Origin of the sequence: Virgibacillus proomii (genome assembly GCF_018916875.1) — a bacterium.
GTDB lineage: Bacteria > Bacillota > Bacilli > Bacillales > Amphibacillaceae > Virgibacillus > Virgibacillus proomii_B.
Genome location: NZ_JAHLNO010000019.1, coordinates 615,248 through 636,005 on the forward strand (window position 1 = coordinate 615,248; position 20,758 = coordinate 636,005).

The following is a 20,758-nucleotide window of genomic DNA, read 5'->3' on the forward strand; positions in this document are numbered from 1 at the left end:
TAGGAAAAAATGTAAAGGCTAGTTTTGCAATTGTTTTGTTAAAAAAGGCAATGAAAATCAAATCAGATTTCCACTGCCTATCCTCAATCAATTAATTGAAGATATACTTACGAAATAAATGTAAAGATCCCCCTAATACAAGTAATATTGCACCAATTAACAATGTGAACGGAATATTCGTTGCTGTATTCGGAAGAACTCCTCCTTTATTGGTATTTTCTTGTTTTGGATTATCGCTGTTGTTATTCCCAACTCCTATATTATTATCATCGTCTGGCTTTTCACTGTCACCAGGTTTATCACTATCACCTGGTTTTTGATCATCGCTTGGCTTTTCACCGTCATCAGGCTTCTTGCCATCCCCCGGTTTCTCACCGTAATCAGGTTTATCGCCATCGCCAGGCTTGTCACCATTACTTGGTTTATCGTCATTACCTGGATCTGCAGCTTCTTCAACATAAACAGTGCGAGTAGCTGCTGCTTGGTTTCCAGCTTTATCGGTCACTGTATATGTAATGCTATATTCTCCGGCTTTTTGAGTATTCACCTTTCCTGAAATCTTAATTTGATCGGTGAGATCTCCGTCAACATTATCTTTAGCAGTTGCACCCGGTTCGCTATACGTTTCACCAACATTTAAAGTCATTGGATTATCGCCGTTTAACGTAATAACTGGTGCCTCATTATCCACTTCTTCCTCTGTTTCTTCTACCTTCACTGTCGTAAGCAGATTATCCTCGGCTGGTGTACAGGTAACAGGTAAATTAACTGGTGTTGTGCCTAACTTTGCATGAATTTCTGCTTTTATCTCACCTACATGAATATTTACATCTACATCGCCGGCAGTATAGCTTGCATCATTTGCACCTATAATGAATGGAATAAAAGGAGCATCATTGTCAAATGGAGTTTCCGGAATAGCGACCCCTTCTGTTCCAACTACATTCACCGTTTCATTTGCGGCTTGCAAATTAAATTGATTTACATGGCCGTTAAAAGGATTAATTAAACCCTTTAGTGGAGCTAAGCTTCCAGTTAAATCCACTTCAATTGCTGTTTCAATATCAGAAACGGAAAACTTCTGATGTGGATTCACTATATCCGGGATTGATACAGTAGGAGTAACCTTCATATCAATGAGAATGTCTCCAGCAATTGAAGTTTTAGCAACACATTCATAATCAAATGTTTTCGTTGCTTGTTCTGCATGTATGGTTTTTAATCCGCCACTATAGAAAATCACGAAAATAATACTTAACATCATAATGGTGAGTTTTTTTGTTATTTTGTTAATGATAATCTCCTCCTTCTTTTTCATTTATTTCTTCTTTAATTAGACATGTATCACGCTCCTCCGTCTTCATAAAAGCATTGTTGTAAACCCTTTCAATTTCTGTTAGTATGAAAACAGTTATAGTACAGAGTTGTATTTATTAACCTGTTGTATGAAAGCTGTACTATTACTTTAAATTTTTTATACTCTTTCACCAATTCCTAAAAAAATCGTATTTTCATATAGCTCATTCAGTTACACCCCCTATTTTTATATAGCCAAAATTAACTTATTATAAAAACAAGTCCTAATTAATGAGGGAAATAACTGTTTAAAGCAATCAGGATAGCAGTTTAAGGAATAAGCAAAATTAAATAATAGAAAGGAGCAATTGGAAGATAATTTAATTCTAAAAAGAGATTAAAATTCCAAGTCGGACGAATTATATCCAGATACAACTAAATAAATCAGAATATTCGCGGTAGAGGGAAATTTCGCAAGGAATGCTTTTCTCCTTGAAGTGAAATAAAGGAAAAAACGCAATGTGATAAGCTGTCAAGTTTTTCTTAAAGGGACGCTTTTACGGCGTCTTACAGCACCTTATACGCGAGATAAATAATATCCGTATATAAATTGGAATGAGGGGAGTACGAACGGTTTAAAAATTTAATTATTTTTGGGGGAGATATAATTAATTGATGAAAAAGGAAGGGGAGAAAGTTTTATGACATTGACTTTAGACCATTATCTAGACTCCTTATTTCATCGCGGATTAGACATCATGCGGGAAAATGAACAAGCAATTCAACGTAATTGGAAAAAAATTCAACACTATTTTCAAAATACGGGTAAGAAATCGGCAAGTACTACAGCCAAATCCGTTAAAATTTTCTCGGAAATCATTTTTAATTATCAATACGATAAAGAGACATTAATTAACCAATTGAGGACTGCTTGGAACAAAGAAATAGGCAATAGTTCATTGAACCAATTCCTTATAACATTATTAGAAAATTCGGTTCATCAAGCCGCTAAATTAAACAAGGATAATAATTATAATGATCATCAAGCTATTCAATATGTGTTTACTAAAATCAGTGAACATATTTTTACAGAAAAACTAGAGCACTTATTTACGATTGATACTTTTTTAGAACATCTTGTTACTTCTGAGCAGTTACCAATCGAATGGGTTGCTGTTGTAGTAAGAAGCGACAATGTATTTTACGTTGATAAATGGTTCAATAGATATCAATGTTTACTGCATACACATTATAATATAGCAGCAGAGAATATTTTTGATTTAACGGAACAACTATTGAGATATATTACTCATTCCAATAATAAAAATGTGATTACCATTCCTTTTGAAAATATGACCTTATTATTATGCACGGATAAAGATAGTACAGGGCATATTGTTCCTTTTATTCACCATGCGTTACAACTTTTTCAAAGCAGTAAGTCAATTTTAAATATAACTCGGCAAGAACAGCGATGGAAGGATTCTGTCATTATGTTTTATGAATCAATTATGCAGGCAAAATCGTTTAAAGAGGCATTGGAATTGGTAACGAAAGGGTTTACAAATTATTTACCGTTTGAACGTTGTGGGATTTTTTCCTATTCCCCCAATGATGAAATTGGGATCGGTTTATCAGGTCATCGATTTGATATAAAAGCAATTCAAGAGATTACGGAAGATGTACGAAATTTCCCGCTCATTAATAATGGTTTAGAACTATTACGATTGTTTGGTGATGGAATAAAATTTTTACAGCCGCTTTTTATTCCTGATGCTAAAGATAGTTTTCCTACCAGGTATATTCAACAATTTCAATTAAAATCTGTAGTTGTAGCGCCAATTTTCAAAGCTTCTAATCATGAATTAATCGGGGCTGCTATCCTTGATCAAGGAGCAAATAAACAGTTTACAATGTCACAGGATACATATACGGCATTGATTAAGTTCGGACAAAGTGCCGGAGAAATTATTGGAAAATTTAAAAATAATATTAATTACTTAAATAAATCACTACATCTTTCATTAAGAGAAATTGAAGTATTAACATTGATGGCAGAGGGAGAATCAACAAGTAGTGCTGCTGATAAATTACACTTGAGTGAGTATACGGTAAGAGATTATATTACAAAAATCATGCAAAAAATGAAGGCGAAGAATCGTACTGAAGCAGTAGCCTATGCAATTAGGCATGGAATTATCTAAAGTCATCTCTGTGTAGACCAACAAATGAAGTAAGATAAAAAAAGGAGCTAATTAACTATATTTGCTCCTTTTTATCAGTAGAAGTTGTTTTGTGAAAGAAGTTGATTCGACGCGATAAAAATTTAATTTCACATGTAAAGATCGTATATATATCCTAACGTTACTCCTTTATTATCTTAACGACTATCTAAGAAGAACGGCGGCTAAATACCGATGGACGTATACATGTACGAAAAAAGCGGATTCTTTTCAAGGACGTTCGAGCTCGGTAAATAAACGTGTAAAAACATTTACTTTTAATTATGAAATTGAGTTATGGGTATGAATATTCGGAAAAAAATATTATTATTGATTTGAACCATTGTATTTTTTAAGTTAACAATAATTCCGTTATAGGAGGTGTTATCTTGAAAAAAGACATGATAAAGGTGATATCTGTTTTTGGTATAGGATCTATTTTAATTTTATTTATTCCATTTTTCTTTAATTATTTTTTATAATAAAACTAGTCTCCCAAAAAACTAAGAAACCTTCAAATAAAAGGCTTCTTGGTTTTTAAGTCACCTGATTCATTTTATTCCATTAATGAATATAGTAGCTATTTAGTTATTTAAAGAGAAAAACAACCGACAACAGCACTAACATTCGCTCCACCTAATGCCAAGACTCCACTTTATTTAGTGGAGGTCGCTTTTTGAAAGAAGTTGATTCGACGCGATGAAAGTTTAATTTCACATGTAAAGATCGTATCCTAATGTCACTTCTTTATCTTAACGTATTTAAGACAGAAGAAAGGGACCTAATACCGATGGACGTATACATGTACGAAAAAAGTGGATTCTTTTCAAGGACGTTCGAGCTTTTGTTTCGCTTCAAGGAGAAAAGTACTCCTAGACTGTTAGTTTCACATGTCCAACAAAGCAAGTAGGTAGTCAGCTGCTGTGCCATAAAACTTGCCTCCAGTCTAGTTTTCTTTATCCGTTAGGAAAAGATAAAATTTTAGACAGTAGTTAAGGCGACGAAGTAAAATTTTTATGTTGGAAGTATAAATGCAACCAGGCAGTCTCCTGCACTAAAGCTTACCGCGGTCAGCTAAGTTTTCTTTATCCGGTTGTGACGGCGATCCGATTATCCATGCTTTCTTCTTTGTATACAGAGTCAATTAAATCTTGATATCTCTTTTCAATAATATCTGTTTTAAGAGATAGCTTTGGGGTTAATTCTCCTCCATCAATGGTCCATTCATCACTAATAATAATCACTTTTTTAGGCTGTGCATAATTCGTAAATTTCTTAGTTAGTGTGTTTACTTCTTCATTTAAAAGCTGTTGTACTTTTTTATCATTACATAGTGCCTCACTGGAATTTGTATTAATTCCTCGCTTCTTGGCCCAAGGAATTAAATTTTCGTAATCTGGATTTACCAATGTAATAACGTATTTCTTTTTGTCACCAACTACAAGCGATTGACTAATATATGCACTTTCGTTTATTGCCGTTTCAACTGGGGCTGGTGCTACATTCATTCCGGTAGATAGAACAAGAATCCGTTTTTTACGGTCGATGATTTTTAAATAACCATTTTCATCTAATTTTCCAATATCGCCTGTTTTGAACCAGCCTTCTTCAAAAGCTTTTTCTGTTTCTTGGGCATTGTTATAATATCCTTGTGTAATATTAGGGCCTTTTACTAAAATTTCTCCATCCTGGGTAATTTTTAATTCGACATTAGGTAAAATTTTACCAACTGTCCCTGCTTTTGCTCGAATGATTGGATTTGAAGAAATAATAGGTGATGTTTCCGTTAACCCATAGCCTTCGAGTAATGGAATATCTAAAGCCCAGAAAAACTTTGCTATATCTTCATTCAATGTTCCTCCTCCAGATACAAGACCTCGTAATCTCCCACCTAATTGATTCTTCACTTTTTGATAAACAAGTTTATTTGCTATTTTCCATTTACGAGCTAGGTTTTTGGGTAAATAATTTTGCGTGATATATTGATTGATGGTTGCGTTTAGATAGTATTTATATTTTTCTTCACCGACAGATATGGCCCAATTAAAAATTTTTCGTTTTACAGCTGAGCCATTTTCCATTTCACTTTGTACTTTTGTATACACTTTTTCAAATAATCTTGGAACGCTTGTCATTATGGTTGGTTTGAATTCTATTAAATCTTCCGGGATGGTTGTAATATTTTCTGCATAGCTAATCGTTATTCCAATAGATAATGGTAAATAATGACCCGCTAGCCTTTCAAAGATATGTGAAAGCGGCAAATAGGAAAGCGAAACGTCTTCAGGTAACAGTTCAATTAACCAAAATTGAACTCCTTCTATATTGGCTAAAATATTACCATGCGTTAACATTACTCCTTTTGGTTTGCCTGTTGTTCCAGAAGTGTTCATGATGGTAAGCAGCTGATCTCGACTAATATGCTGCCAGCATTGTTCCCAATTCGCTCGACTTTGGTTACCTCCAATATTTTCCACTTCTTTGAATGTCATAAAATTATTGACTTCCATTTGTTCTGGATACATCATAATAATATGATCCAACTGTACTCCAGTCGCGATCAACTTGTCATATTGTTCCTTGTTTTCAACGATTGCAGCTGTAATATCACAGTTTTTTAAAATATAAGCAACTTGTTGGGAAGGAATGGTAGGATATATTGGTACGCTGACAGCCGAAATGCTTGCTAATGCAAAGTCAGAAATTGCCCACATAGGGTTGCTGTTTGAAATAATAGCTACTTTTGCTTCAGGATTTATACCAATATATGTTAAGCCAGTTGCAAAGTTTTTAATTCTATTCCATAAATTTTGATACGCTATTTTTTTAATGGAACCCTTTTCTTTCCATTGATAAGCTATATTATTAGGAAATTGTTCAACGGTAAGCTTCAGCATTTGCAAAACGTTAGCTACTTTCATCTCCCATCACCTCTTTTTCAATAATTAAGCAAAAACTCGTCTAATAACTTGAAATGCGGATGATAATAGCATATATTTTTATTGGATAAATCTAATAGAGGTTGTTCAAAAAGTCTACTAAAAATGACACATCGAATTACTTCGTTGGCTCGTTTCTTCCGTTCCTTGGAAAAGGATATCCCCTTTTCCTACGTGAGGATGTATTTCGAAGAAGCTTCACTAGTGCTCATGTATCTGTATGGCATACACTGCGCTACTGGAAACTTCGCCGCTTCGAACTTCTCGATCCTTTTTACCTCCTTTTTGAACACGCACTAATAGAACATTTAAAATAATCAATAAATAAATCCGAGCTAGCGTCAAGACTCCAGCGCCAGCATGGTTTCTATTTTATCAACCTTTAATCAATAAATTTGTTTGAAAGCTTACGGAACCTTAATACGAGATAAAATGCCTTCTAATTTTAACGCCATTCCCATATTGCCTTCGATCTTTAACTTACCGCTTAAAAAAGCTGTTGTTCCATTTAATGTTCCTTTCGCCAGTTTGATAAAGTTATCTGCTTTCATATGAAGCGTGCAGTCTGCTTTTTCTTCTACACCCTTTGCTATATAGCTATTCTCACCTCGCAACACGAATTGATAGGTATCTGGATCATCATCTTTTAAATGAAATTGATATACAGCTTTAATTCCTTTAACAAGCGCTGGATTCTCTTTGATAGCTGCGTTTATTATTTTTATAACATGTTTAACTTCTGACATAGGCCTTTCCTCCTTATTTGTGACATATACTTTATCGTATAAGAAGTTCAGTTTGCTTACTATCCCGTTAATTGTCGGGTAAATGGTCTTATAAATTTACATCCCCTAAAATTATATGTTATGTATTAATTTTTAGAAAAAAATCAGATTTTCCTAACAACATGTATAGTTGGATAGCGTTAGATAAAATGATTGCAACAACGAAATAGTTCCAATGATGAAAATAATATTCCCTAGACCATTTTGAACAAGAATTAAGAAAGGATTACAATTCTATGCTATGTTATTTTCAATAAACTATGTTTAGTTATTGAATATTATTTTCGTCACGGGACATGGTAATAATCTAATTATCTTTCATACTTGAAATTTAGTATATTTCAAAATAGAAGCTTTACAAATTTAACTCATAAAGGAAGTGAAACATTATGAAAGAAAAAATGAATGACTCTGAATTAGAACTTGCCAAGCGATGTTCCGGAAAGCTTTTGTTGCGAAAAGAAATACCTCTAAATGATCATCAATTTCACTCCTTGTTAGCAAAAGATGTATTTATCCCCGTTCCATCGATTATTTCTACGACTTTTTCAAAAATATGTCAGCGCTGTGGAAATCAAGAAAAATCTCAATTTGCACCATTAGGTATCCAACATAAACAGGTCATTTGGTATTGTCGAAACTGTATAGAAATGGGAAGAGTAGTGAAAACAGAACCTCTATATCGTTGGAATGGAAAACCATTGCAATGGAAACAACATCTCGATGCATGTACATGGAAAGGAAAGCTTACGGCAGCACAAGCTAATGTAGCTGAGACAATTTGCCAAGCGGTAAAACAGCAGCGAGCCTCTTTGTTAGTATGGGCGGTGTGCGGATCTGGAAAAACAGAAATGTTATTTCCTGGAATCGAGGAGGCGTTACGACAAGGTATGCGAATTTGTATCGCAACTCCAAGGAACGATGTCGTCCGTGAGTTGCTGCCACGAATTCAAAGTGCATTCGCTTCTATACCTGTACAAGCATTGTATGGACAAAGTAAGGAAAAGCGAGGAACAGCCCAAATCATTATTGCAACTACGCATCAATTGCTACGATTTGAACACGCATTCGATTTTATGGTAATTGATGAGCTTGATGCTTTTCCTTATCACAATGATCCATCTTTATCATTTGCGACCGCCAGAGCATTAAAACCAGCTGGAACGACAATTTATCTAACTGCTACACCACGACAACAACAGCGTAGGCAAATGCAGTTAAAGCGGCTTGATCATGTGTTCGTTCCAACTCGCTATCATGGATTTCCGCTTCCAGTACCTGTCATGCGTATATGTTTTTTCTTACAAAGGGATTTGAAACGAGGAAACGTACCGCGAGTGTTTAAAAAATGGTTGCGTCACCGAAAAAACAAACAACGGCAATTATTAATTTTTTTGCCCACGATTACTTTAACAAAATTAATGGTCCAAGATTTAACAGAGCTGCTCCGAAGTGAAAATGTAATACAAGTATCATCAGAAATAACTTCTGTTTATGCGGCCGATCCAGATCGAGAACAAAAAGTTTCCCAATTTAGAAATAAAACGATTAAGGCCATCGTGACAACAACAATCTTAGAGCGTGGTGTAACTTTTCCCTCTGTGGATGTAGCAGTTATTCATGCCGGGCATTCTGTCTTTGATGAAGCAGCGTTAGTACAAATTTCCGGAAGGGCAGGCCGAAGTGCGGATGATCCTACTGGTGAAGTTGTTTTCTTTCATGATGGTAAAACAAATTCGATGGTACGAGCAATCCAAGCTATTCAAGCAATGAATCGATTGGGAGGATTTACTTAACATGAAATGCCTCTATTGCCAGCAACTAATTGTCCTGAAACTGACTTGGAGAACGCTCTTTTTACCCGAACGAAAACCATTATGTAGAACATGTGAAGAATCATTGGTTATCATTAAAGGTTCTCGCTGTTTTATATGCAGTCGACCAAGTGAGAGAAACAAGTGCGAAGATTGCTTATGGTGGGAGCAATTGTCTGAACGAGATACGATTCAATTTAATTATTCTGTTTATCATTACAATAACTTTATGAAAGAAATCATTAGCAAGTGGAAATACAGGGGAGATAGTTCACTTGGTTATATTTTTGGACATGTTTTTGCTGCTACCTTTAGAAAGCTTCGTTCTACTTTACCACAAGATATCGTTGCAGTACCAATTCCATTAAACGAGCAAAGACAATTAGAACGAGGTTTTAATCAAGCGGCAATGCTTGCGGGATTTCTCCCCATTCAAACTATGGAAATATTAGAGCGTTCAACTAGTGAAAAGCAGTCTAAGAAAACAAGGAATGAAAGAATTCAATCAGTAAATCCATTTATTGTGGAAAAAGCTATTAACAAACCAGTCATTTTGGTCGATGATATATATACAACCGGTACTACATTAAGGCATGCTGGTAAAGTTCTATTGGAGCAAGGATGCCCTTTTGTTTGCGCTTTAACACTAATTCGAGGATGACCAATGTTCATGTTATACTTAAACTTGGAATAGAATTACGTTTCAACTTGATGAAAAATGATTCGATAATAGAAATATTTTGATCATCTATTTTTTGGAAGCGGGGGGAATAATCATGGCAGAACTGGCAAACTGTGCACAATGTGGTAACTTATTTTTAAAAGGAGCCCGAACCATTTGCAGAGCGTGCTATGAAAAAGAAGAAGAAGCATTTCAAAAGGTATATCAGTTTATGCGCCAAAGGAAAAACCGGGAAGCAACTATGACGGAAATTGTTGAGCAAACAGGAGTAGAAGAGGAACAAATCATTAAATTTATTAAAGAAAAACGATTATTGCCTACGGAATTTCCGAATATTGGCTATCCTTGTAGTCATTGCGGTAAAAAAATTACGTCAGGAAATTTGTGCCAAGCTTGTCTTGAAAAACTGCGGAAAGATTTAGAACAACATGAAGAACTGGAAGATAGGATAAATGAAAAGGAAGAGCAAGAAAAAAAACGAACCTATTATATGTTTGATGATAAAGAGCTTTAAAATTATTTTTTTATAGCCGATATAAAAAACAGAGTCAAAGTAATCGGAAAGAGCTGTAAAAGGGGTGAGACGGAAGTGAAAATTAATGGTCCAAATCAATTTAATTTTAATCCGTATAAAAAACCATATCATAAGCAAATGGATGTTAAGCGAGAAATGAAGAATGATCAGATTGAAATATCAAATCGAGCAAAGCAGTTGCAACAAGAAGAAAAAACAAGCCCTCAACGAGCTGAAAAAATTGAGCGATTAAAAGAGGCTGTTGCCTTAGATAAATATGAAATAAACTATGAAAAAACAGCACAAAAAATGTTGGATTTCTGGAGAGGAAAATAGGTGTAATCTTTTACTTCGAAAGGAGGTTTTTGCTTGACAGTACCGGCAATTATACATGTGTTAGAAAAACTACTTGAGCTCCATAACGGACTGCTTGAACTTTCTAGAAAAAAGACAGAGGCTGTTAAATCTGGTTCGATAGATACATTAATGACGTTAATAGCTCAGGAAAGAAAGCAAATTCGTAAAGTTGAAAAAGCGGAAACAGAGCGAATAAAACTGGTGACAGAGTGGTTTACAGCAAATGATTTAGCAGAAGAAGAACATACGATCACAATGTTGCTAAACAGAATGGAGACTGGACAACTGAAAACAAAACTGCTTGATATTACGACAAGGCTGACAGAAGTGATTACTTTACTTAAACAACAAGAGGGATTGAATCATGCGCTGATTCAGCAATCGATGCAATTTGTTCAGTATTCTCTAGATCTTATAAATCCAACGATTCAATCGATTACCTATGGAAGTGCAAGTGATAAGCAAAATGAATCGGCTACACAGTCTTTATTCGATTCCAAAGCATAATAAGGAGGTAGGGCATGAGTACTTTTCACGGATTAGAGATGGCAAAACAAGCGCTTTTTGCCCAACAAGCGGCGCTATATACTACTGGGCATAATATATCTAATGCTAATACGAAAGGTTATACAAGACAACGGGTGAATTTTGAAACAATGCCACCATACCCAGCAGCTTCCCGAAATCGTCCGAAAATTCCAGGGCAAATGGGAACTGGTGTGCAAGTTGGGTCTGTTCAACGTATGCGAACGAAGTTTTTAGATTATCAATTTCGCTCTGAAAATAGCAGACATAGTTATTGGTCAACTAAAGCAGATGCATTAAGCAGAATGGAGACACTTTTAAACGAACCATCTAATAGTGGACTTAGTAAAACAATTGATGAATTTTGGAATGCATTACAGGATTTAGCCGTTAATCCCGAAAATTCAGGTGCCAGATCGGTTGTAGCTCACCGCGGTTTAGCGGTTACAGAAGCTTTCAATCATTTATCCAAATCATTATCGTCCAATCGTGCTGACTTACGAAATCAAATTGATACGACAGTTAGCGATACAAATTCTTTATTAAGACAAATAGCCAGCTTAAATGAACAAATTAGCGAACTGGAGCCGCACGGTTATTTGCCAAATGATTTATATGATCGAAGAGACAATTTAATTGATGAACTATCCAGTAAACTGAATATTAAAGTAACCTATTCTAAAAGTAGTGAAACTTCGCCTAATATTGCTGATGGAATTGCTACGATTGAAATTGTCAATGATGATGGGGAATCTTTTCAGCCTAGTATTATTTTAGTAGATGGCGAACAAGTCAATGAATTGGCAGTTACTTATGGTAATGATGATTATTCGGCTGTTAATTCTGTTTCAGTAAATGGTACAGAAGTGGATATCTTGTCTTCTAATGGAACATTGAAGGGGTTAATTGAATCTTATGGTCATGATTTTGATGGCGATGGTAATGTTATTGGTACATATACGGATATGATCAGTGACTTAGATAAAATGGCAAATACAATAGTTGAAGAATTTAATAAAGTACACCGAAGTGGAAAAGCACTTGATGGAACAGATGGAATCGACTTTTTTGTGTTTAAAGATGGAATGACTGGTGCTGCAGGCATTACTGTTAATCAAGAAATTTTAGAAGATGGAGATAAAATAGCAGCTAGCACCAATGATTCAGATGGAGAAGGAGCAAATGCAAAAGCACTTGCTGAAGTTTTTAACAATAGAAATTTAGACGGTAATCCATTAGGCAATAATACATCGATAAAAAGTTTCTTTCAATCCATAATTGGTGAAATGGGAGTAAAGGCGCAAGAAGCAAATAATAGGATGGAAAACACGGCAGTACTTCGTTTGCAAGTAGAGGAAAAACGCATGTCCGTTAGCAGTGTATCGTTGGATGAAGAAATGACAAACATGATTAAGTTTCAACATGCTTATAATGCAGCTGCAAGAAGTATGACAACTATCGATGAGATGCTTGATCGAATTATTAATAACATGGGACTTGTTGGAAGGTAGGAGATTAGGTTATGAGAATTACGCAAAACATGCTCTCAAATAATATGTTGCGCAATTTATCCAATAGTTATATGAAGCTCGATAAATATATGGAGCAATTATACACTGGTAAGAAAATAAACCGTCCATCTGATAACCCGGTTGTTGCGATGAAGGGAATAAATTATCGCAGTCAAGTAAATGAAGCAGAGCAATATTTACGTAACACAAGTGAAGGACATAATTGGATGGATAATTCAGATGCTGCTTTGGATAAAGCTACAAAGGCGATGCAGAAATTACGTGAATTGGCAGTAAAAGCGAGTACTGCTACCAATGATAAAGAAGAATATGCAAGTATTAAAAGTGAAGCAGAGCAGTTAAAAGAACATTTAAAAAGTATAGCAGATACACAAGTCAATGGAAGATACCTCTTTAACGGAACGGATACAACTAATTCTCCGTTTGATGGAAATGGTAACTTTTCTCCAAATACGGACCCGGTTCATATCCCGGTCGCAGCTGGTATCGATTTGCAAGTGAATGTTGATGGAGAATCTGTATTTGGCAATGGCTTTTTTGATACGATTGACTCTTTTATTCAAAAACTGGAAAACTCAGATGTAGACGGAATTGAAGAGAGTATTGGTGAAAGTATCGGTGAAATTGATACGGCGATCAATCAAATAATTGATTCCAGAGCAGATTTAGGAGCAAGAATGAATCGGTTAGAGCTCATTGAAAACCGACTTAGTGAACAAAAAATTATTGCTACTAAAACAATGTCTGATAATGAAGATGTTAACTATGCAGAAGCGATTACCAATTTAATTACTCAGGAAAGTTTGCATCGAGCAGCAATGGCCACAGGTTCACGAATTATTCAGCCTACGCTCATTGATTTTCTGAGATAAGCCGAAGACCCTGTCCCGTTTGGGTGACAGGGTTTTGTCCATAAGAAAGGGAGCTGTTTAACGATGAAAATGCCACAACTCCGAATGCAATCACAAATGGCGCAAATTGAGATTCAGCAAACTCCTGGCAAGCAGGCTATCCGCCAGCCAAAAGCAGATATATCGATTCAGCAACCAAAACCGGAAATAAGAATGCGAACCATACCTTCAATACTAACAATTGATCAAACAAAAGCTTTTGAAGATATGAATTTAATGAATATTTTAAAACGTAATGAAAAATTTGCTCAGGAGGGAAAACAGGCTGTCTTAGACGGAATGGCCCGAAGATCACAACAAGGGACAGAATTAATGAAAATTGAACATAAAGGAAAACCGGTGATTACACAAGCAGTACAAAATGCTTTTCCGCCAATGAAAAGATTAGGCATTACTTTTATTCCCTCTCCTTTTTCAGTAAAAACGAACTACCGGCCTTCACAACTGCAAATTGATGTACAAACTCATCGACCAATTATTAACGCAAGACCGAAGCGAGTAGAGCATGATTATGAAAAAGGTGAGGTAAACATTCGGATGAAGCAATATCAACATCTTACCATTGAAGCTGTTTATCCAGATAAGGAAGCACAGAACGTTTAATGGAAGTTTGCTGTAAGGTTTTACTAAGGCCTAAGGAAGGAGATCTATATGCAACTAGCAACAAAATATTTTGGTGAAATGGATATAACATCTGTAAATGTGATTCATTTTCCAACCGGCATCTTAGGATTCCCGCAAGAGACGGAATTTGTTCTACTTGATTTGCCCGACAATCCATTATTTCAAATTTTACAATCTATTAAAAGAAAAGAGATTGCGTTTATCGTTGTTAACCCATACCAATTGTATGAAGATTATACATTTAAACTGGATGATGGAATTGTAAAAGCATTACAGCTATCGGATGAAACAGAAATTGTTGTGCTTTCTATTGTCACATTGAAGCAGCCGTTTAACACTAGCACGATTAATCTGCAAGCGCCCATTATTATCAATGCGAATAAACAACAAGGAAAGCAATTTGTTATTAATTCAGATAAATATTCAACAAGAGTTTCAATAACTGCGTTGAACTCTCCAAGCGGGAAAGGGGAATAAGGAATGCTTGTATTAACGAGAAAACGAAATGAATCCATTCAGCTTGGAGAGGATATTGAAGTTAAAGTGCTTGCTATTGAAGGCGATCAAGTGAAAATTGGCATTAGCGCTCCTGCTTCAATGGATATTTATCGTAAAGAGATCTATTTAGAAATAAAACATGAAAATAATCAGGCAGCCAAGATTCCTAATGGATTCATTGATATGTTAAAACAAAAGTAACGTAAGTCTTCTGTATGTATCGGAAAGAGATCTCTATTAAGGCAAACGATTGAAGAAAAAATTTTATCCCGTATGTAAGGTGCCGTAAGACTCCCACTTCAAGACCTGCGTTGATACAAAGGGTCTAAGTGGGAGAAAACGGCACCTAAATGCCCGATTCGTTCAAGGGCCTTTAGGTCATACCCTTCTAGGTACTAACATTCAGTAGGAGATGGAAGAAAACTCCTACTGAATGAAGTTTCACTTTATAGGAGCGACTTCGTTTAATAAATTCACCAGTTTACTTCAACCTTTTTATTTATATACCGATATAAAATAAAAAAGGTGTGAATAAGATGGATATGCGGTTAGAGCAAATAGGAACGGAGGTACCTGTTAAGCTTCGAAATCAACAAAATAGCGGAACAGTCGATACGAAACTTAATCAAGAACAAATGAATGAAGATAAAAAATTTAGCTTGGGGATGACAAAAAATAATATTAAAACGGCGGTCACCAAGCTAAATGAATTTATCGAACCGCTCAGAACAGATTTGCAATTTACCTATCATGAAAAACTGGGCGAATATTATGTAAAGGTGATTAATCCGTTAACAAAGGAAGTAATTAAAGAAATTCCTCCAGAAAAAATGCTGGATATGTATGCAGATATGGCAGAATTTATGGGGATTTTAATTGACAAAAAAATTTAAAAGACTAGTTTTGATAAAGGAGAGAGCATAATGGTAATGCGAGTTGGCGGTTTAGCTAGTGGTATGGAAATTGAAAAAATAGTAGAGAAATTAATATCGGCAGAACGAATTCCATTAAATAGAATGGAACAAGATCGAATAAAGCTTGAATGGAAACGCGATGCATTTCGAGAAATTAACACAAAACTTAGCGAATTGGATAATCTAATTAGGAATGAGATGAGATATAGCACGACCTATAATTCAAAAGCCGTTAGTTCATCCCTTAAGGATGCAGTTACAGCAACAGCAACTGTCAATGCAACGAACGGCACATATCTAGTAAGAGTGGATCAACTGGCAAGCTCGGCAATTAATGTAAGTAAAAACCCGATTGATATTGATCCGACTCAACCGTTAACAGCTGGTGAAGTAATCGCTTTTAGTACAGTAAATGAAGAGGGAGAAGAGGAGGAATATAGGTATACTATCCAAGCGGGTGATACACTGAACACGGTTATGGAGAAAGTTTCCAAAGACGATAATAATGTTCGTATGTTCTATGATGAGGCGAGTAAAAAAGTAATTATGGAAACGACACGAACTGGTAACTACAATGAGAATGGAAACGAAATAATATTTGAAGACACTTCGTTTTTAGCTACAACTCTGAAGATGGATATGGCTAATGAAAAAGGTGGGAATAATGCGAAGTTTGAATATAATAATAGTGGAATTATCATGGAATCAAAAACAAATTCCTATACGATAAATGGTATTAACTTACAATTTAAAAATACTACCGATGGTAAAAACGCCAGTTTAACGATTGAAAATGATGTAGAAGCTGCTTATGAAAAGATTAAGAATTTCGTGGATAAATATAATGAGGTTGTTGAGGTACTTAATTCTCCACAGTTTGAGAAAATTTATCGTGATTATCCTCCATTGACCAATGAACAAAAGGAAGAAATGTCGGATAAACAAATTGAACTATGGGAAAAATATGCTAAAAGCGGTTTATTACGTGGTGAGCCTGTTATCACTAATGGACTTTATAGTTTACGGCAAAGCTGGTATCAAAAAGTGGAAATTGATGGAGAATATACGTCACTAACACAGTTAGGTATTAGTACATCACCTGATTATTTAGATGGTGGAAAGTTAATTATAGAAGATCCAGATAAACTAAAGGATGCACTTCGCGATAATCCGGAAGAAGTACGACAGTTGTTTTACAACAGGGAAGAGGGCGAATCTCGTGGACTTATCAATAGGCTCGAGGATGCGGTTAATAAGACGATGCAGCAAATTGGGGAAAAAGCTGGAAAAGCCTCGACTCTATCATTAGAAAGTTATACTTTAGGGAAGCAAATGAAGGAGTTAGATGAGCGTATCGAAGCGTTTGAGAATCGGATTGAGCGAGTGGAAAAGCGGTATTGGGCTCAATTTACGGCAATGGAGAAAGCAATTTCACAAATGAATCAGCAATCGATGATGTTATTATCTCAATTTGGCGGTGGCATGTAAAAATTGACAAGGAGTGAATAAAATGTCACGAAATAAGCAGCAGCAAGCATATCAAAACACGGCAGTAAATACTGCATCAGGTTCAGAACTGACATTAATGCTGTATAATGGCTGCATCAAATTTATTAAGCAAGCAATAAAGGATATCGAGGTGAATGACTTTGAGGCAAAAAATACGAATATCCAAAAAGCGCAAAACATTATTCGCGAATTAATAATCACGTTAAATCCTCAAGTTGCTATCTCGGAACAATTTATGACACTTTATGAATATATGCTTCACCGCTTAAGAGAAGCAAATATGCATAATGACAACAAAGCGTTAGAGGAAGTGTTAGACTTTACTGTGGAATTTCGCGATACATGGAAACAGGTAATATTGGAAACGAGAAAGAAGCAATATGCTAAGGGTGTACATGTTTAATGAATCGCTTAATCCCATTATTGGAACTTACAGAGAAGTTGCATGATATTCTAAAGCAGAAGATGGAGCCTAAAAATCGTGATGTACTAATTTCACAGGTCAATAAATTAATTGAGGAACGGGGTTTTCAACTGGATAAGCTAATCCCTCCCTACTCAGAGGAAGAAAAAACAACTGGACAGAGGATTATTCAATTAAACCAAGTTATTGAACGAGAAATGTTAGCGTTGTTTAATGATTTAAAATCTGAGATGAAGCAAGTGAAAAAGCAGAAACACTCCAATCGTAAATATCGTAATCCCTATGCGACAATGCAGGCAAGCGACGGTATATTTTTAGATCGGAAAAATTAAACAACGCATTTCTAGCTATCTAGAAATGCGTTGTTATTTTTTATACTATAAGAAAGTATAAAATTTTAGGGTTTATAGTATAAGAAAAACTACAGCTTTAGCTAAAGACTTGGCGATAAGCCAAGTTTTTCTAAGGGAACGATATCCGTTTTTAGTTTACGGATAATTTTTTTGAGAAAGTAGTTTCGTTGTCTAGCTTAAGCGCTCAAGTTGTAGCAAACTTCGAACTTCTTTCTACAGGTCAACATCGGCTCGAATCTAAAGGAAGGCCGACTAAAAGTGGGCCTGCCGTAAAAGCGTCGGCATATCCCTGTGTTAGAGGCATGTTTTCTGTATCTCGTCAGAAGTTCCCCAGTTTGTACGGCGCTGACCGAGCTCTTCTAACATTTGTTATTTTTGACTAGGAAATTAAAAGAGCAAACTCCTTGTTCAAGCTTGACAAGGGCTGGAACTCTCAAAAGGGAGTGAAGCGATTTGGAGTGTTAGGTGTTGACGCTTGGATGTGGGTACATACCAAACAAAAATTATCCATAATGAACAAACAACAAGTCACCAAAGCCAGAAACCTTGTTGCTAACAACATGTTCTCGTTGAATGATAATACGTGTCTACATTTATCCCGCATGTAAGGTGCCGTAAGACTCCCACTTCAAGACCTGAGCTGATACAAAAGGGTATAAGTGGAAGAAAACGGCACCTAAATGCCCGATTCGTTCAACTAACATTTCTTTGGAAAAAGCATTCCAAGAAATGAAGTTTCACTTTATCCCGCATGTAAGGTGCCGTAAGACTCCCACTTCAAGACCTGAGCTGATACAAAAGGGTCTAAGTGTGAGAAAACGGCACCTAAATGCCCGATTCGTTCAACTAACATTCCGTGTAAAAAGCGTTCTACGGAATGAAGTTTCACTTTATCCCGCATGTAAGGTGCCGTAAGACTCCCACTTCAAGACCTGAGCTGATACAAAAGGGTCTAAGTGTGAGAAAACGGCACCTAAATGCCCGATTCGTTCAACTAACATTCCGTGTAAAAAGCGTTCTACGGAATGAAGTTTCACTTTATCCCGCATGTAAGTTGCCGTAAGACTCCCACTTTAAGAGTCTGAGTTGGTACAAAAGGGTCTAAGTGAGAGAAACGGCACCTAAATGCCCGATTCGTTCAACTAACATTTCTTGGGAAAAGCATTCCAAGAAATGAAGTTTCACTTTATCCCGCATGTAAGTTGCCGTAAGACTCCCACTTCAAGAGTCTGAGTTGGTACAAAAGGGTCTAAGTGAGAGAAACGGCACCTAAATGCCCGATTCGTTAAAAGGCCTTTAGGTCATACTCTTGTGGTACTAACATTCAGTAGGAGATGGAAGAAAACTCCTACGAATGAAGTTTCAACTTATATTTCATAACTCCTAAACTAACTTTACATAGTATTTCCTGTGAATAACCCATAGGCTGAGTTTTGTTTAATGATATGTAAATATCATGTAAATTATTGAAACCCATGTACAACAAGTGATACATACGATTATCTAACAGAGAATTTACATTTTTATAGTTTTAACAGGAAATTAGTCGGGAAACATTGTATAATATAGCTATAAGGTGAAAGGAGGACACTTGTATGAAATTTAACATTCGTGGTGAAAATGTTGAGGTGACAGGGGCTATACGTGACTACGTAGAGAAAAAAATTGGAAAACTAGAAAGGTATTTTGATACTCCGCCAACCTCAGAGGTACATGTTAATCTAAGTGTCTATAATGATAAACAGAGAATTGAAGTCACGATTCCGATGACTAATTTATTACTACGTGGTGAAGTCGAGCATACAGACCTTTATGCTGCGATTGACTTAGTTGTTGATAAACTTGAAAGACAAATTAGAAAACATAAAACGAAAGTGAATAGAAAGTTTAGACAAAAAGGTTCGCCAAAACATGTTTTTGCAGAATTAGAAAAGGATGTTTTAAATAAGGAAGAAGAGTCTTCTGAAATAGAAATTGTTCGTACGAAAAGGTTTGATTTAAAGCCGATGGATTCAGAAGAAGCGATTCTGCAAATGGACATGCTCGGGCATTCCTTTTTTGTATTTGAAAACGCATCTAATGGGGAAACAAATGTTGTATACCGACGGAATGACGGAAAATACGGCTTAATTGAACCAAATGCATAAAGCGATTACATGTAGAAAAAGACAGTCTGTTGGCTGTCTTTTTTTGTGTGTAAAAATGTCGAAATTTGATGATGATAACTCTAAAATTAAAAAATGGCAGTAAATAATTTCATGTTTAGTAGGTGAAAATATCTTATTGTTCGCTACGATCCTATAAATTTTTAAAAATATTGTCGAACACATGCCTAAAATTGAAAAATGGCAACTAGCTAATCAAGTCTTTACATGATATAACTAATATCGAGTGAGGAGGTGGCAAATTGCATAGAAATGAATCGATTCATTTAAACCAATTAACTAGAAAAATAGATCAACATGAGAAGGCAATTGCACAGCTTGTTGAAATTGTTGGGGTGTTAAATCAAAAGCTCGCTTTATTAAGAAAAACCAGTAAGTATTAGCAGAATTTTCCGTTAGTCGTTTCTTATAATGACATAATGACGACCTTAACACGAAGCTTTTGAAAATTTCAATTAAAGTCAAATCATCATAACTATTTCCTCGCTTTAGACAAACTTCCTAACTTATCCTCAAAGTTCCCTCTTATGAAAAAAGAGCGGTTCATCCCCTGACCGTTCTTTTTTCTATGTTTTTGGAAATTTACTTTTAAAAAAATTTTAGCGGGAGATTGATCATCGTAAAACATTTGATTTTACAAATAAAGTTGTTGTCCCAAAGTCTTACTGCTAGTTAAATTCTTATTATGAAAGGG

20 protein-coding genes are annotated in these 20,758 nt (G+C 35.5%); 17 read left to right on the top strand and 3 right to left on the bottom strand.

The window, feature by feature from the left end; genetic code table 11:
* Positions 1–91: 91 nt before the first annotated feature.
* Positions 92–1,318 (bottom strand): DUF5011 domain-containing protein, encoded by a 1,227-nt coding sequence (locus KQI21_RS10130; RefSeq protein ID WP_216484057.1) that lies wholly within the window; start codon positions 1,316–1,318, stop codon positions 92–94.
* 679 nt (positions 1,319–1,997) lie between these two features.
* On the opposite strand from KQI21_RS10130, the gene KQI21_RS10135 reads away from it, so the two are divergent.
* Positions 1,998–3,500, top strand: a complete 1,503-nt coding sequence (locus tag KQI21_RS10135) for a response regulator transcription factor (RefSeq protein ID WP_216484058.1) — start codon at positions 1,998–2,000, stop codon at positions 3,498–3,500.
* 1,103 nt (positions 3,501–4,603) lie between these two features.
* Here the strand turns inward: KQI21_RS10135 and KQI21_RS10140 are convergent.
* Entirely contained in the window at positions 4,604–6,439 is a 1,836-nt protein-coding gene (locus KQI21_RS10140; RefSeq protein WP_216484059.1) for an AMP-dependent synthetase/ligase, read from the bottom strand.
* A gap of 425 nt (positions 6,440–6,864) precedes the next feature.
* Entirely contained in the window at positions 6,865–7,203 is a 339-nt protein-coding gene (locus tag KQI21_RS10145; RefSeq protein WP_216484060.1) for an SCP2 sterol-binding domain-containing protein, read from the bottom strand.
* A gap of 428 nt (positions 7,204–7,631) precedes the next feature.
* Between KQI21_RS10145 and KQI21_RS10150 the strand changes: the two genes are divergently transcribed.
* From KQI21_RS10150 to KQI21_RS10225, 16 genes are all read left to right on the top strand, one after another.
* Positions 7,632–9,038 carry an ATP-dependent helicase ComFA gene (locus KQI21_RS10150; RefSeq protein WP_253291385.1) on the top strand — a complete coding sequence of 469 codons (1,407 nt, stop codon included), beginning with the start codon at positions 7,632–7,634 and terminating at the stop codon, positions 9,036–9,038.
* A 190-nt stretch (positions 9,039–9,228) separates the two neighbouring features.
* Positions 9,229–9,717 (top strand): ComF family protein, encoded by a 489-nt coding sequence (locus KQI21_RS10155; RefSeq protein ID WP_253291386.1) that lies wholly within the window; start codon positions 9,229–9,231, stop codon positions 9,715–9,717.
* 115 nt (positions 9,718–9,832) lie between these two features.
* The gene (locus tag KQI21_RS10160) at positions 9,833–10,252 is read left to right on the top strand and encodes a TIGR03826 family flagellar region protein (protein ID WP_216484062.1); all 420 of its coding nucleotides are present in this window, start codon (positions 9,833–9,835) and stop codon (positions 10,250–10,252) included.
* 75 nt (positions 10,253–10,327) lie between these two features.
* Positions 10,328–10,588 (top strand): flagellar biosynthesis anti-sigma factor FlgM, encoded by a 261-nt coding sequence (gene flgM / locus KQI21_RS10165; RefSeq protein WP_216484063.1) that lies wholly within the window; start codon positions 10,328–10,330, stop codon positions 10,586–10,588.
* A 33-nt stretch (positions 10,589–10,621) separates the two neighbouring features.
* Positions 10,622–11,116 carry a flagellar protein FlgN gene (locus KQI21_RS10170; RefSeq protein ID WP_216484064.1) on the top strand — a complete coding sequence of 165 codons (495 nt, stop codon included), beginning with the start codon at positions 10,622–10,624 and terminating at the stop codon, positions 11,114–11,116.
* 14 nt (positions 11,117–11,130) lie between these two features.
* Positions 11,131–12,645 carry a flagellar hook-associated protein FlgK gene (gene flgK, locus KQI21_RS10175; protein WP_216484065.1) on the top strand — a complete coding sequence of 505 codons (1,515 nt, stop codon included), beginning with the start codon at positions 11,131–11,133 and terminating at the stop codon, positions 12,643–12,645.
* An 11-nt stretch (positions 12,646–12,656) separates the two neighbouring features.
* On the top strand, positions 12,657–13,538 hold the full coding sequence (gene flgL / locus KQI21_RS10180) for a flagellar hook-associated protein FlgL (RefSeq protein ID WP_216484066.1): 882 nt from the start codon (positions 12,657–12,659) through the stop codon (positions 13,536–13,538).
* Between the two features lie 63 nt (positions 13,539–13,601).
* On the top strand, positions 13,602–14,180 hold the full coding sequence (locus KQI21_RS10185) for a DUF6470 family protein (RefSeq protein ID WP_216484067.1): 579 nt from the start codon (positions 13,602–13,604) through the stop codon (positions 14,178–14,180).
* A gap of 48 nt (positions 14,181–14,228) precedes the next feature.
* Positions 14,229–14,678: a flagellar assembly protein FliW gene (gene fliW / locus KQI21_RS10190; RefSeq protein ID WP_216484068.1), complete on the top strand. Its 450-nt coding sequence runs from the start codon at positions 14,229–14,231 to the stop codon at positions 14,676–14,678.
* Between the two features lie 3 nt (positions 14,679–14,681).
* A complete protein-coding gene (gene csrA, locus KQI21_RS10195) occupies positions 14,682–14,900 on the top strand; it encodes a carbon storage regulator CsrA (protein ID WP_216484069.1) in 219 nt (72 codons plus the stop codon).
* A gap of 335 nt (positions 14,901–15,235) precedes the next feature.
* Positions 15,236–15,592 (top strand): flagellar protein FlaG, encoded by a 357-nt coding sequence (gene flaG, locus KQI21_RS10200; protein ID WP_253291387.1) that lies wholly within the window; start codon positions 15,236–15,238, stop codon positions 15,590–15,592.
* A 30-nt stretch (positions 15,593–15,622) separates the two neighbouring features.
* Positions 15,623–17,101 (top strand): flagellar hook-associated protein 2, encoded by a 1,479-nt coding sequence (locus KQI21_RS10205; RefSeq protein WP_253291388.1) that lies wholly within the window; start codon positions 15,623–15,625, stop codon positions 17,099–17,101.
* Positions 17,102–17,123: 22 nt separating this feature from the next.
* The gene (fliS, locus tag KQI21_RS10210) at positions 17,124–17,525 is read left to right on the top strand and encodes a flagellar export chaperone FliS (RefSeq protein WP_216484070.1); all 402 of its coding nucleotides are present in this window, start codon (positions 17,124–17,126) and stop codon (positions 17,523–17,525) included.
* A complete protein-coding gene (gene fliT / locus KQI21_RS10215) occupies positions 17,525–17,878 on the top strand; it encodes a flagellar protein FliT (protein WP_216484071.1) in 354 nt (117 codons plus the stop codon). The genes fliS and fliT overlap by 1 nt, the downstream gene beginning before the upstream one ends.
* A 1,616-nt stretch (positions 17,879–19,494) precedes the next feature.
* Positions 19,495–20,046: a ribosome hibernation-promoting factor, HPF/YfiA family gene (gene hpf, locus KQI21_RS10220; protein ID WP_216484072.1), complete on the top strand. Its 552-nt coding sequence runs from the start codon at positions 19,495–19,497 to the stop codon at positions 20,044–20,046.
* Positions 20,047–20,306: 260 nt separating this feature from the next.
* Positions 20,307–20,447: a hypothetical protein gene (locus tag KQI21_RS10225; protein ID WP_216484073.1), complete on the top strand. Its 141-nt coding sequence runs from the start codon at positions 20,307–20,309 to the stop codon at positions 20,445–20,447.
* The last annotated feature ends 311 nt before the right edge of the window (positions 20,448–20,758 follow it).